The sequence below is a fragment of the Candidatus Thiopontia autotrophica genome, assembly GCA_014384675.1.
Lineage (GTDB): Bacteria > Pseudomonadota > Gammaproteobacteria.
On sequence record JACNFK010000008.1, the window covers coordinates 1 to 13,414 of the forward strand.

Annotated in this window: 13 protein-coding genes; 5 read left to right on the forward strand and 8 right to left on the reverse strand. The window is 49.2% G+C overall.

Features of this window, described 5'->3' with window-relative positions; translation table 11 throughout:
• The 3 genes from H8D24_00355 to H8D24_00365 form a co-directional block, all read right to left on the reverse strand.
• On the reverse strand, nt 1-602 hold a 602-nt coding region (locus H8D24_00355), incomplete at its 3' end, for a hypothetical protein (GenBank protein ID MBC8518843.1).
• A 127-nt stretch (nt 603-729) separates the two neighbouring features.
• Entirely contained in the window at nt 730-2,016 is a 1,287-nt protein-coding gene (locus tag H8D24_00360; GenBank protein ID MBC8518844.1) for a peptidylprolyl isomerase, read from the reverse strand.
• Between the two features lie 4 nt (nt 2,017-2,020).
• A complete protein-coding gene (locus H8D24_00365; GenBank protein ID MBC8518845.1) occupies nt 2,021-4,588 on the reverse strand; it encodes an LPS-assembly protein LptD in 2,568 nt (855 codons plus the stop codon).
• 135 nt (nt 4,589-4,723) lie between these two features.
• On the opposite strand from H8D24_00365, the gene H8D24_00370 reads away from it, so the two are divergent.
• The 5 genes from H8D24_00370 (at nt 4,724) to H8D24_00390 (ending at nt 9,371) form a co-directional block, all read left to right on the forward strand.
• A complete protein-coding gene (locus tag H8D24_00370; protein MBC8518846.1) occupies nt 4,724-5,707 on the forward strand; it encodes a phosphotransferase in 984 nt (327 codons plus the stop codon).
• Nucleotides 5,704-6,390 carry a nucleotidyltransferase family protein gene (locus H8D24_00375; GenBank protein ID MBC8518847.1) on the forward strand — a complete coding sequence of 229 codons (687 nt, stop codon included), beginning with the start codon at nt 5,704-5,706 and terminating at the stop codon, nt 6,388-6,390. The genes H8D24_00370 and H8D24_00375 overlap by 4 nt, the downstream gene beginning before the upstream one ends.
• Before the next feature lie 8 nt (nt 6,391-6,398).
• Nucleotides 6,399-7,829, forward strand: coding sequence for a glutamate--cysteine ligase (locus H8D24_00380; GenBank protein ID MBC8518848.1), 1,431 nt, complete (start codon nt 6,399-6,401; stop codon nt 7,827-7,829).
• 2 nt (nt 7,830-7,831) lie between these two features.
• The gene (locus tag H8D24_00385) at nt 7,832-8,854 is read left to right on the forward strand and encodes a succinylglutamate desuccinylase/aspartoacylase family protein (GenBank protein MBC8518849.1); all 1,023 of its coding nucleotides are present in this window, start codon (nt 7,832-7,834) and stop codon (nt 8,852-8,854) included.
• A gap of 157 nt (nt 8,855-9,011) precedes the next feature.
• Nucleotides 9,012-9,371, forward strand: coding sequence for a hypothetical protein (locus H8D24_00390; protein MBC8518850.1), 360 nt, complete (start codon nt 9,012-9,014; stop codon nt 9,369-9,371).
• 13 nt (nt 9,372-9,384) lie between these two features.
• Here H8D24_00390 and lipA read toward each other — a convergent pair whose 3' ends face one another.
• Genes lipA through H8D24_00415 form a run of 5 tightly spaced genes read right to left on the reverse strand, consistent with a single transcriptional unit; the run spans nt 9,385 to nt 13,342 of the window.
• Nucleotides 9,385-10,335 carry a lipoyl synthase gene (gene lipA / locus H8D24_00395; GenBank protein MBC8518851.1) on the reverse strand — a complete coding sequence of 317 codons (951 nt, stop codon included), beginning with the start codon at nt 10,333-10,335 and terminating at the stop codon, nt 9,385-9,387.
• The gene (gene lipB / locus H8D24_00400) at nt 10,319-10,951 is read right to left on the reverse strand and encodes a lipoyl(octanoyl) transferase LipB (protein MBC8518852.1); all 633 of its coding nucleotides are present in this window, start codon (nt 10,949-10,951) and stop codon (nt 10,319-10,321) included. The genes lipA and lipB overlap by 17 nt, the downstream gene beginning before the upstream one ends.
• A 55-nt stretch (nt 10,952-11,006) precedes the next feature.
• The gene (locus H8D24_00405; protein MBC8518853.1) at nt 11,007-11,297 is read right to left on the reverse strand and encodes a DUF493 domain-containing protein; all 291 of its coding nucleotides are present in this window, start codon (nt 11,295-11,297) and stop codon (nt 11,007-11,009) included.
• The gene (locus H8D24_00410; protein ID MBC8518854.1) at nt 11,294-12,145 is read right to left on the reverse strand and encodes a D-amino acid aminotransferase; all 852 of its coding nucleotides are present in this window, start codon (nt 12,143-12,145) and stop codon (nt 11,294-11,296) included. Before H8D24_00410 ends, H8D24_00405 begins: the two co-directional genes overlap by 4 nt.
• Before the next feature lie 21 nt (nt 12,146-12,166).
• Nucleotides 12,167-13,342: a D-alanyl-D-alanine carboxypeptidase gene (locus H8D24_00415; protein MBC8518855.1), complete on the reverse strand. Its 1,176-nt coding sequence runs from the start codon at nt 13,340-13,342 to the stop codon at nt 12,167-12,169.
• Between the last annotated feature and the right edge of the window lie 72 nt (nt 13,343-13,414).

Here is a 13,414-nt window from a genome sequence, read left to right on the forward strand (position 1 = left end):
GTTGCCTGCTGAGCCTCAGAGCCCACATTGTTCACAATCTCTGCGATGAGGTCAGGATCCGCTCCCTCCATGGATAGGGAGATTGTAGGGGATGAATCTTCCCCTTTCTTTGGCTTGGGTGAAGAGACAGAGAGACTTTTGTTGAATCCATCAAAAATTGCAATCACATTGCTGTTCTCGTCTCTCTCAGGGGTAAATATATCCAGTAGTCCCATTTTTTCAAAAACTGATTTTCTCGGGGCTCTGGAAGACAAATTTCGCTTGAACATTGTGTAGACGGAGTCCACACTAACGCCCTGGACGCCCTGGACGCCCTGGACGCCCTGGACGCCCTGGACGCCCTGGACGTTTAGCGCCTGAATATCACTCTCTGTGGGGGGTAGAAAGGTTGTCTCTGCTTTGTAAACTGGGGGCTGGATGAGTGCAAATATCACGGCACCAATGGTGGCGATGGCAGTCAGCCCAAAGATGGTTCTCTTCTTCTTGACCAGAACATTCCAGAGATCGATAAGACTGATCTCATCCTCCTGAGGAAAATATCCATATGGTGGTGGATATGGCATGGTGGGCGGAGGGGTCTGTGGAGTCTCTTCTCTGGTCATTGTTATTCTGCTGCCGATTGGGCAGTAGCTCTCTCCGGTATCTGTAGTGAAAAATTGTGCTCAGAAGTTATTTGTTTTGTATGGCAATGTCAAATATTACGATATGTAACACCGTTGGCTGGACAGACTATATATCATCCAACCGATACTCTATATAGGCATTATCCCGTAGCCTGCGTAACCAGGTCTCGGTTGCCTCGCTGATTTTACGTTTGCGGATCATCTGACGAGCCTGACTCATCAAAAACTCCTCAGTATTATCTTCCTGTTTGCGCTCAGTCAGTTTAATGATGTGCCAGCCAAAACGTGATTTAAATACCGGACTGATCTCTCCAGGTTGCAGCTTATCCATCTCTTTAACAAATTCTGGGACAAGGTTTTCAGGGTTCTGCCATCCCAGGTCGCCTCCATCCTTGGCGGAGCCGTCCTCTGAGTTTGTACGGGCCAGCTCTTCGAATGATTCACCACCAAGGGCACGCTCTTTGATGATCTCAAGTTTTGCCTTTAGTTTCTCATCACTGTTAAGTTCGCTGTTTTTCAATAAAATATGTCTGGCACGGGTCAGGGTAATCAGATGGGTTGCCTGCTGTTCACGGCTATCAAGTAGTGAGAGCAGATGAAATCCACTGGCACTGCGCAGAGGGCCAATAAATGGGCTCTGCTGCAGGTGCGGTAGTTGACCGGCAAAGAGTGTAGGGAGCTCGGCGGTGGTACGCCAATCCAGAATGCCCCCTTCAAGAGCGTTGCTTCCAGCGGACTGTTCCATTGCTGTCTGTTCAAAGCTTGCTCCAGCTGTCAGTTGCTGAACAATCTCAAGAGCGCTCTTTTTGGCAGATTGGATCTGTTCTGGTGAGGCCCCCTCTGGCAGTGGTATAAGGATGTGCCCCAATTTGTATTGGCGTAGCGAGTTGGCGTTCTCGGATGCCAGTTTGTCGGCTAACCGTTTTGCCTCATCGTCAGATATGGTTACCCTGTTTTCTACTTTTTTTACCTTGAGATTTTCTATGGTGATCTCTTTTTTCAGATTCTCCCGAAAGGTGAGGTAGTCGACACCCTCTTGAGCCAGGGCTTGTTTGAATGCAGAGAGGCTGAGTTTGTTGCGTTTTGCTATGCGCTGCATGGTGCGATCAGTGGTGGACTCGTCAATGACGATCCCTGCTTTTTCGGCAGCCTGAAGCTGGAGCCGTTCACTGATTATCTTCTCCAGAACCTGTGCAGTCAGTCGCTCTAGCGGTGGGAGCTTTACCTTTTTGCTATTGAGACGTTGCACAATAGTTGAGAGCTCACGTTCCAGATCACTTTTAAGGATTACATCGTTGTTGACGAGCGCGATAATGCGGTCAATGCTGGTGATCGAGGCCGCATTTGCAGCCATGGAAAAAAGCAGAGCTAGAGATAGAAAGAGTTTTGTCATCGCTTTAATCTTCCGGGTTGTATCCCTTGATGCTCTCAGAGAGCAGCTTGTTTAGTGGTTTGCGTTTACCGAGGTTTCCAAGCCCCTTTAGCTCCAGAGTCAGGAACCATTTTATATCGAATTTGTTGCGATCGGCACCGTTAAAGGTCTCGGTTCCATCAAAGTAGCGGTTACGGGTGAAACGCATGGCCCAACAGCAGGTGTCATAGCTGATTCCTGCCAGCTCATCGAGGGTGTGGGAATTTGGATCCATTAGTTCGTAGTTGTAACGTCCCAGCAGGTTCCAGCTCCCACCCCAGAGTGAGCCTACTCTCCATGCGGCGGAGAGATCATACTGTCTCTTGTCGTCACGGGAGTAGCTGTGGCCAATATTAAAAATATGGTTGCTGTCAGGTTGGTATTGGTAGTTTGCAGTTACAACATCATCCTGGCCATCGTATGGGTCGAGGCTGAGCTCCAGATCGGTATGGTGAGAACCAAAATCGGTATCCAGTTTGCCGACAATATTAGATGCGCTCTTTTCTGCCGAGATAAAGTTTATGGCCTGCTCAATGGAGGCGGTCAATATCTTCTCATCGCTATCCTGGTTAGTAAATGTTGTAGATAGTTTGGCGTTAAGTTGTTTGGTGTGTGTTGCCTTGTCACTACCAACAAAAGTTGTTTTTAACAGCTCGCTCTCCTCGGCACTTATGGAGGTGCTGTCAAAATCGGAGAGCTCTGAGGTTAGATCGGTATCCCTGCCATCCGGAATATAGGTGTAGGTCAGGGTTGGGGTAAGCTCCTGTAGATAGTTTGTGGTCTCACGCTCAAAGAAGATCCCGCTCTCCAGTTTGTAGGTAGGGATAGTGCGCTTCGGACTCTTGTCGACACTGCTGTTGAGATCATAGCGGCTATGGGCAACTGAGATGGATGGGGTCAGATAGGCAGAGTCGTTGAGGAAGTTGTATTTGTAGTTGACCCCGGGGGTGACAGATAGACGATTACCGGTAATCTTGGTGTCATGGCTAAAATGGGTAAACTGACTTGCTACGCTATAGTTGAGTTGGTCGTCATTACTCTCACTGGACCATGCGAGGTCTAGCTGTGGGAGTTTACGATATGGCTCGTTGTCTCCCGTTATATCTACAACACTCCAGGTCCCTGAGTTTGCGCTACAGGTTCGCTCTGATGTGTAGCTGGTGTTTTCAGTGCCGCTGATTGTACATTTACCACGCTTTCCGATTGTGTAGTGGTCAGAGAAGAGAAGGCCAGCACTCCAGCGCTCACCACTGTAGTTAATCTTTGCAGTCTGCTCCAGGGTGTCGCTGCTGGCAAGACCAAGAGTGTTGCCAAAATCACCAAGGTAGTTTCTGTCGGAGAGTGATGCGTAGTCAATCTCATACTTCAGGGGCTCTGCTAGTCCGCTCTGATAATCTCCCTTGTGGGCAAATTTGAGTTGCCAGCGGTCATCCTTGTAGAGGTCATCACTGGGGAGGAATCCTGCATCCAGCTCTCCATCGCTGGCACTATTGAGATAGCGGTAGTTGCCATCGAGTAGAAGCCCGCGTTTTGCGATCAGCCGCGGGGTGATGGTTGCATCCCGATTAGGGGCTATATTCCAGTAGTAGGGGATGCTGAGCAGTCCGCCACCGGCCTTTTCATAGCCCCAGCTGGGAAAGAGAAACCCTGACTTTCTACGCTCATCCATGGCAAAGGTCCATGACGGGGTATACATGATTGGTACACCCTGAAAGCGAACTACGGCATTTTTTGCAGTTCCCCAACCCTCAAGATCATCCATTCTGATCTCTTCAGCCTCCATCTCCCAGCTTTTATTATCTGGATCACAGGTGGTATAGGTGGCATTGCTGTAACGGTTGACGTAGCTCCCCAGTTTTTCGGCAAGTTCCGCCTCTCCACTGGAGTGATTATTGTCTATTTTGTATCTGGCGTTGTGGATGACACCACTGTCAGTTTTCTGATTAAAGAGTCCACTATCACCAGCCAGCTCTGATCCGGTCTCTCGGTAAACCAGATTCCCCTCCGCCTTAAAAATGCCACTATCACGATTGTAGTCAACCTGGTCAGCTGTTAGTGACTGATCCGCACGATTCATAACAACATCACCACTGTAGTGGAAGAGGTTGCGTTCACGGATCTCCATCTCATCAGCACTGATGATTGTTGCCTCACCACCGCGATCTGAAGGTATGACAGGCACACTGTTCGAGGCGGTCTGGAGAGGACACCGCTCTCTGTTGGCAGCTCTGTTTTCGGTTGCTGCTGTTGGCTTGGGAGAGGGTGTTATAGATGATGGTGTTGCAGATGATGGTTTAACGATGGTTGCTACAGGTTTTTGAGTCTTGGGTAAAACACTCTGTTTTGTTGCTGGTATCTGGGTTTGGAGGGTTGGCTGGATGGCAGATAGCGGTGTGGCCTCAGAGATGGAGAGCCCGCTTTTGGCTCCACAGAGCCAGCCACCATCACTGCCAACTACACAACGAAAGGGGACATCCGCATAAGCCTGGACAGAAATTGCACAGGCCAGTGTGGATAGAAGATATCCTGTTTTTGTGCGGAGCAGTTGGTTCACGAGGCTGTGTTGATAATCTATCTATTAATGGTGTCAGTCAGGAGCAACAATCCAGGCTCCTGGCGACTGATTATACATGTCACGCCATCTAAAGAGTACAATTCGGTTTATCAAAAATAGAGGAGTTGTTGAGTAATGGATCAACGGTTGGAGCAGCTGAAACAGTTGGTTGGCAGCCAGTTGGGTGGGTTGGAGTTTTCCATCTCCCCAGCATCTGCCGATGCCAGCTTTCGCCGTTATTTCCGGGCAAGTTATCTGGATGGTGGGGTGGAGCAGACGCTGATTGTGATGGATGCTCCTCCAGAAAAAGAGGATTCTGCCACGTTTGTATCCATTGCAAGAACACTGCGTAACTGTGGGGTGCATGCACCAGAGATTGTGGCGGTGGGTTTGAAGAGAGGGTTTATGCTGTTGTCCGATCTTGGATCAACCCAATATCTGGACAGACTCACCAAAGATAGATCCGAGCTGCTTTATGGAGATGCCATGGAGGCCTTGTTGACGATACAGCAGCAGTGGCCTGCGAATCACCGCTTGCCTCCTTATGATCGGGCGTTGTTGATGCAGGAGATGGGGATATTTAAGGAGTGGTATCTTGGGGTGCATCGTCAATATCTGCTGAATGAGGATCAGGCTTGGGAGCTGGAAGAGCAGTTCTCGCTGCTGGCAGATTCGGCACTGGAGCAGCCTCAGGTTGCAGTTCACAGAGATTACCATTCACGTAATTTGATGGCACTGCCAACAGACAATCCAGGGGTGATAGATTTTCAGGATGCGGTATGGGGGCCAGTTACCTACGATCTGGTATCTCTGTTGAGGGATTGCTATATAGATTGGCCGCAGGGAGAGGTGGAGAGATGGTCCGGGATCTATTTTCAGCAGTTGGTAGAGAGGCAGATGATCACAGGAGTGGGGCTGGAACAGTTTATGCGCTGGTTTGATTTGATGGGGGTGCAACGTCACCTCAAGGCGATAGGTATATTCTCTCGTCTAAACCACAGGGATGGAAAACCTGGTTATCTTGGTGATATTCCCCGTACCATGAACTACGTAATTGATGTAACTGCAAGGTACCCAGAGCTGGGGCCGCTACATGGTCTGGTGAGAGCTCTGTCATGAAAGCGATGATTCTGGCAGCAGGCAGAGGTAAGCGGATGCGTCCTCTAACAGACAAGATCCCAAAGCCACTACTAAAGGTGAGAGGGAGACCACTTATTGAGTACCACATTGAGGGGCTGGTGGCAGTGGGGGTTAGAGATATTGTGATTAACCACGGTTGGTTGGGAGGCCAGATTCCACAACATCTGGGGGATGGATCGAGATTTGGGGCAGATATCCAATACTCATCCGAACCGCCAGAGGCGCTGGAGACGGGTGGTGGACTTGTTCAGGCACTGCCACTGTTGGGTGGAGAGCCATTTATTGTGGTTAATGGAGATATCTTTACCGACTACGATTTTGGGCAATTAACAGGGCACGAGATGGGTGGTCAGGTATCAGGAGTGCTGGCCCATCTGGTGCTGGTAGATAACCCACCCCACCATGGCAGGGGGGATTTTGTGTTGGAGGATGATAGGGTTACAGGGTATGGTGCCGTGGATGTTGAGCCTCAGCTGACCTATAGTGGAATTGCCATATTTCATCCCCAGCTTTTTGACGGGATCAAGTGTGGGCGTTTTCCTCTGGCACCCATTCTGTTCGATGCGGTAGAGCGCGGAGTAGTATCTGGTGAGCACCATAAGGGCAGATGGTCGGATGTTGGGACACCAGAGAGGCTACATTTGGTGGAATCGGAGTTATAGTCTCTACTATGGGTCAGGAGATAACTACAGACCATTTTCATAAACGGGATTTTCACCGTTTCGAGCAGGCACTGGCAGCAGAGACTGAGTTGCTTGAAGAGTGGTTTTCTGCCTCCCGCTTTCACGGTACAGATCCTGTCGTTGGGTTCGAGCTTGAGGCCTGGCTGGTTGATGGATCTCTCCAGCCATCCCCATCCAACACCACTTTCTTGCACAACCTGGATGACCCATTGGTGGTTCCGGAGCTGGCCAGCTTTAATGTAGAGATAAACGGCACTCCTCAACCACTTAATGGAACCCCTTTTACCAGCCTGGCAGAGGAGCTTAACCAGACCTGGAGCAAGGGAGAGAGCGCCGCAGCAGATATGGGGTTGGGGCTTGCAATGGTAGGAATTTTACCAACTCTGCAGCCCAATCATCTTAATCTTGGAAATATGAGTGAGTTACAGCGTTATCGGGCCTTGAATGAGCAGGTGATGCGTATGCGTGGCGGCAGGCCACTTGAGTTTCAGATCGATGGCAGGGAGCATCTCGCACTTACTCACCATGATGTGATGATGGAGGCAGGGGCAACCTCACTACAGATACATCTGCAGGTCCCTTTTCACCAGTCGGTTGATGCATTCAACGCAGCAATACAGCTTTCAGCGCCAATGGTTGGGCTCTGTGCAAATTCTCCTTATCTGTTTGGCCATGATCTCTGGAGTGATAGCCGTATTCCGCTATTTGAACAGGCTGTTAATGTGGATCCAATTGCTCACAGTATGGGGGAGGGGAGAGTTGGGTTTGGGACAGGATATGCGGTTGAGAGCCTGTTTGAGTTATTCAGGGAGAATCTGGACCATTACCCTGTGATGTTGCCAATGATTCAGCCTGGTGGCGTAGAGAGCCTCTCTAATCTGATGTTGCACAATGGAACTATCTGGCGCTGGAATCGACCCCTTGTAGGGTTTGATCTGGATGGTAACCCCCACCTGAGAATTGAACACAGGGTGGCATCAGCAGGGCCAACAGTTGATGATGTGGTTGCAAATTCCCTCTTTTTTGTTGGGATGGTTATGGGGCTGCTGAATGGTGGCAGGCAGATAGCCGAATTAATGCCATTTGACCAGGCCAGGGATAACTTTTACCGTGCTGCAAAAGGCGGGATGGATAGCGTTATCAAGTGGCAGAGTGGCAAGAGTATAGAGTTACGCACTCTGCTGAGCAGTGAATTGGCCCCTCTGGCGGAGGCCGGTTTTAAGAGTATGGAGTTAAGTGAGGATGAGTGGAGACCATGGCTGGAGATAATAGAGGGCAGGGTGGTTAGTGGACAGAATGGAGCTGTCTGGCAACGGAGGTGGATTGAACGAAATGGGCATGATATGGATGGGCTGTTACAGGCATATATGCAGGGCCAGAGATCGGGCAATCCAGTTCATGAGTGGATGGTAGAGTAGATATGAGACAACTGATTACGCTGAATGAAATACCTGATGGTCTATTGGATCTCGAGGCAGATGAGCTCACCACCATGTTGTCTGGCACTACCCTCGTCCATCTGCCGGGGCGTAGAAGAGAGCCCCTGTTTATTACAGTTTTGCTTCATGGCAATGAGATTACCGGATGGCAGGCACTACGAGGTATGTTGAGGAAATTTCAACACAAGGAGCTGCCTCGTTCCCTCTCTTTTCTGGTTGGCAATGTCTCTGCGGCAGCAGAGGGGGCAAGACATCTTCCCGGTCAGCCTGACTACAACAGGATATGGGATGGGCGTGGGGGTTCAGAACAACAGATGATGTCTGAGGTTGTGGAACAGATGCGGCAGCGCAATGTGTTTGCCAGTATTGATGTCCATAACAATACTGGCCGTAATCCACATTACGGCTGCGTTAACCTGTTGGAACAGTCCCATCTCCATCTTGCCACCCTGTTTAGTCGTACGGTGGTCTACTTCACCAGGCCGGCCGAGGTGCAATCAATTGCAATGTCAAAAATCTGTCCTGCTGTTACTGTGGAGTGTGGACAGCCCGGCGAACCTCATGGTGTTGAGCATGCGCAGCAGTTTCTTGAGAGTTGTCTTCATCTATCCGAAATTCCGTCTCATCCAGTTGCTCACGGTGATGTTGATCTCTTTCATACGGTGGCAACGGTAAAGATCCCAGGTGCTGTGCGGTTTGGGTTTGGTGATTCTGATCAGGGGATGGATTCACTGGATCTATGTTTTGCAGATGATCTTGATCAGCTGAATTTTCAGGAGATCCCCGCAGGCACCAGTTTTGGTGTGGTCTGTTCAGATCGAGTCGACCATATAGAGGTCTGGAGCGAGGCTGGAGAGGATGTGGGAGACAGGTTTTTTGAGGTAGAGGATGGAGAGCTAAGAACCAAAAGGGCTGTGATGCCATCGATGCTGACCAGAGATGAGGAGGTGATCAGGCAGGATTGCCTCTGCTATCTGATGGAGCGCATGGATTACTATGATTAAATCCAGATCTCGTCATTACCGCCAAGGGAGGTCATCTACTGATCATGCACGCCTCCTGCGGATGCGCAATCCAATAACAGTTTGTACAGGAACCAGATGTTTGGTATCGTCGTCAATTATGCGGCTATATATTTCATCAAGAGTGGGGCTTGGGTAGGTGAACAGGATATCTCTGTTTTCGGTTGCCATTGCCATTGGACTGCTCTCGTCAGTGGCTCACAGTGAGTCATCGTATAGATGGAGTGGTGTAGATGGGGGCATGTCTGATAATGAATATAGCCAGTCAGTTGCAGGTAATCAGCGTTTTTTAGGAAAACTTGCAGAACAGTCTGTGGTGTACGGACTCAGTAATGTTGGTATTCCTGAGGATATTACAACGTTCTCCATGTCTGCAGTTGGAGCAGCTGTTAATGGTGGAGAGATTCCCCTTAACGCAGATAAATCTATCTATCTTGAGATCAATGAGCCAGTTGCAGATAGTCCCGATGCATCCCTGAAATTTAGATACTCATGGTGATGTCGTCAGGCTGTTAGCTGATCTTTTTACCGGCAGCCTGCAGATCAGCATGGTATGAGGAGCGTACCATTGGCCCACTTGCCACATTATCGAACCCCATCTCCTCTCCCAGAAGCCGAAGAGAGTCAAACTCATCCGGAGTCAGATATCTGCTGACTGGAAGGTGGTGGCGACTGGGTTGCAGATATTGCCCCAGGGTTAATCTGTTTACATTATGAGATCTTAGATCCTCCATAACCGATTTAACCTCATCAATAGTCTCTCCAAGGCCAACCATGATCCCGGATTTGGTTGGAACTGACGGATTACGCTCCCCAAAATCATGCAGAAGCCTAAGTGACCCATCATAGTTGGCACCAGGTCTGCTCTGCTTGTAGAGACGAGGCACAGTCTCCAGATTATGGTTGAAGATATCTGGGGGGGTCTGACTGAGAATCTCAATTGCGCTATTCTCACGTCCCCTGAAGTCAGGAGTCAGAATCTCTATCTTGATCTCTGGAATACATTTGCGTATCTCATTAATGCAGCTTCCATAGTGAGCTGCTCCACCATCCCGGAGGTCGTCTCGATCCACCGAGGTGATAACAACATAATGCAGACTCATTGAGGATATGGTCTCTGCCAACTGTCTGGGTTCATCAGGATTGGTTGGTTCAGGTTTGCCATGGGCAACATCACAAAAAGGGCAACGCCGGGTACAGATGTCACCAAGAATCATGAAGGTGGCTGTACCATGAGAGAAACACTCTCCCAGATTGGGGCAGGCTGCCTCTTCACAGACAGTGCTGAGATCGCTCTCTCTAAGCAGTTTTCTGATTTTTGCCACCCCTTCTCCTTGCGGAGCCTTGGCCCTTATCCATGAGGGTTTGCGTAGAGGAGTAGTTGTTGGTTCCACCTTTACAGGTATACGGGAGACCTTGTCTGCTCCCCTCTGGTGAATGTTTGAGTTACGTGATTTCACCATTCCAGTTATATCCAAGTTGGTTAACAAGCTGTTGAACCAGCAATCTCTCTATCTCACCACTCTCTGGAAGCGTAATCAGATCAGATAGCTGTGTTACCTGTAGGCCTCGATATCCGCATGGATTGATGCGAGAGAATGGCTCAAGATCCATATCAAGATTAAAACTTAGGCCATGAAAACTTCTGCCCTTGCGAATTCTCAGTCCAATGGCCGCAATTTTTGCCCCATCCACATAAACACCAGGAGCGTCGCTACGTGCCACAGAGTCAATGCCAAAAGTTTTTAGAGTGTTGATTAGTGAGTTCTCCAGTGCAGTAACCAGTGCGCGCACCCCGATATTTTTTCGCTGTATATCAATCATGGTATACAACACCAGCTGCCCCGGACCGTGATATGTGACCTGACCACCACGATCAATCTGTACAACAGGAATGTTTCCAGGATTTAGCAGATGTTCATGTTTTGAAGCTTTTCCAAGGGTAAAAACAGGCGGGTGTTCAACCAGCCACAACTCATCCGGCGTAATGTCGTTACGCTCTTCGGTGAACTTCTGCATCATCCTCCAGGTGGGCTCATATGGAGATATGCCGTGTTGGCGAACAGTGATCTCTTGCATGATTTAGGTAATAAATCGGTTAAGGAACATGTGAAAAAATCTTAATGGGATGTGGTTATAGTGCCATCATTACACGTTCGTCAGCAGTGAGATCATAGTAGATATCATCAAGCTGCCTTTTGCTGGTAGCAGTAATGGTTACCGTAACTGATATAAAGTTTCCATTTTTACTGGGCCGGGTTTTTACTGCACCTTCGCTCAGGTCTGTTACATGTCTGCGTACCAGAGTGGTGACATGGGTATCAAAGTCGTTCTCATCCTTGCCCATCGCCTTGATAGAGAAAGAGCATGGAAACTCCAATAATGTCTCTTCATTGCCTTCCTGGATATTGTCTGAATCGTTCATGGTGCTCTATTCTGGAACTCTCTTTTGAACTGTTGTAGTAGATGGTTGAGACGCAGAGTAATTGCCCCAGGTTTTCCGTTACCTACAGGGGAGCCATTCAGCATAGTCACTGGAACAATCTCCCTGGTTGAGCTGGTTACCCATATCTCATCTGCATCCGTGAGTTGGGATTCATCAATATCGCCCTCTATGGCCTCAATTTTATCCTGCTGTGCCAGCTCCAGAACAAGGTCTCTAGTCACACCGGGTAGAAGGTATTGACCCCTGGATGGTGTGATAACAGCACCACTTTTTGCTATAAACAGATTACTGGCCGCACCCTCGGTAACCTTGCCGTCACGAATCAGGATAGACTCTTTTGCCCCCTGATCGAGGGCATGTTGTCGATGCAGCACATTTGCCAACAGGTTGATGGACTTGATGTTGCATCGGCTCCAGCGGGTATCAATCTCGGTAATTGCCGAGATACCCGATTCAATAATCTCTGCTGGGGAACCAACCAGTGGGTTGCTCATCATGAACAGAGTAGGTGGGGTGTTATCTGGGAATATATGGTCTCTCGGTGCAGTACCACGAGTTACCTGCAGGTAGAGTGACTGGTCTTCACCCTCGTTTTTATCGATCAGTTCGGTCAGTAGTTGCTGCCATCTGCTGCTGGAGAGTGGGTTCAGGATTCTGGTCTCAGCCAGGCTGTTCTCCAGTCGTTGCAGGTGCTCCTGAAGTCTAAATGGTTTTTTTCCATATACTGGAATTACCTCATATACACCATCACCAAAGAGAAAGCCGCGGTCCAGAACCGGAATGGCGGCCTCCTCAATTGGCAGGAATGTGCCATTTAGATAGGCAATAGAGTTCAAGGTGACAGAGCCCTACTGGAACCAGAGTTCTACACTATCCATCATATTGTCCCAGAGACCACCCTCTGCGACCGACTCCAGGGCAACCAGTGGAGTCTCTGCAACAGGCTTTCCATCAACCGTGAAGGTAACAACTCCAAGCTGTTCACCCTCTGCTATCGGGGCCTCAAGAGTTTGGTTGGTGATCAGAATATCACTCTTCATATCTCTGAATTGATTGCGGCCTAGGGTGATTGTTAGTGACTCTGTAGTTCCGGCAGATACCGTATCTGCCTCTCCCTTCCACACCTGTGGTGAGGCCAGAACCTCGCCAGGCTCTGTGATGGTATGGGTCTCATAGAAGCGGAATCCGAAATTCAACAGCTTCTGGGTCTCACGAGATCGCGCCTCCGTACTCTCTGTCCCCAGCACTGCAGAAATAAGGCGCATGTCGTCTCGTTTTGCAGAAGAGACCAGGCAGTAACCCGCAGCCTCTGTATATCCAGTCTTGAGGCCATCTACACTCTCATCGCGCCATAGAAGTTTGTTGCGGTTGGACTGCTTGATTGGTTTGCCACTCTTCAGCTCCTTGCCATAGACAAACTCTTTTTCTGCATAGATTGGGTAGTACTCCGGAAAATCTCGAATCAGTGCCTGAGATAGAATTGCCATATCCTCGGCACTTGTATAGTGCCCCTCAGCCGGCATACCAGTAGCATTTTTGAAGTGGCTGTTCTTCATCCCCAGGATCTCGGCATACTGGTTCATCAACTCGGCAAAGGTCTCCTCGGCCCCGCCAATATGTTCAGCCAGGGCTACACTGGCATCATTTCCTGAGGAGATGATCATTCCCCGCAACAGGGCTTCAACAGGAATTTTTTTACCTACCTCGATAAACATCTTGGAGCCACCGGTCTTCCAGGCCTTTTTGCTGATGGTAACCTCGTCACTGAGCTGGATATTTCCCTGTTTTAACTCACTGAAGATGGCATATGAGGTCATGATCTTGGTTAGACTGGCGGGCGCAAGATGTTTCTGACTATCTCCTTCTGTAATTACCCTGCCACTATCAAAATCCATCAGGATATATCCAGTTGCGGCTACAGATGGTGCCTTGGGGATAATCCTGGGGGCTGCCGTTGCGGTTGTGCTTATGGTGGCTACAACTATTGAGAGAAGATATGGGATTGCTGCTTTTAGTTTGTTCATGGTCTATTCAGTTCTAACTATTTTTCATTTTCTAATTCTAACAACATTCATAAGTCATGTCGGTATCTTGGT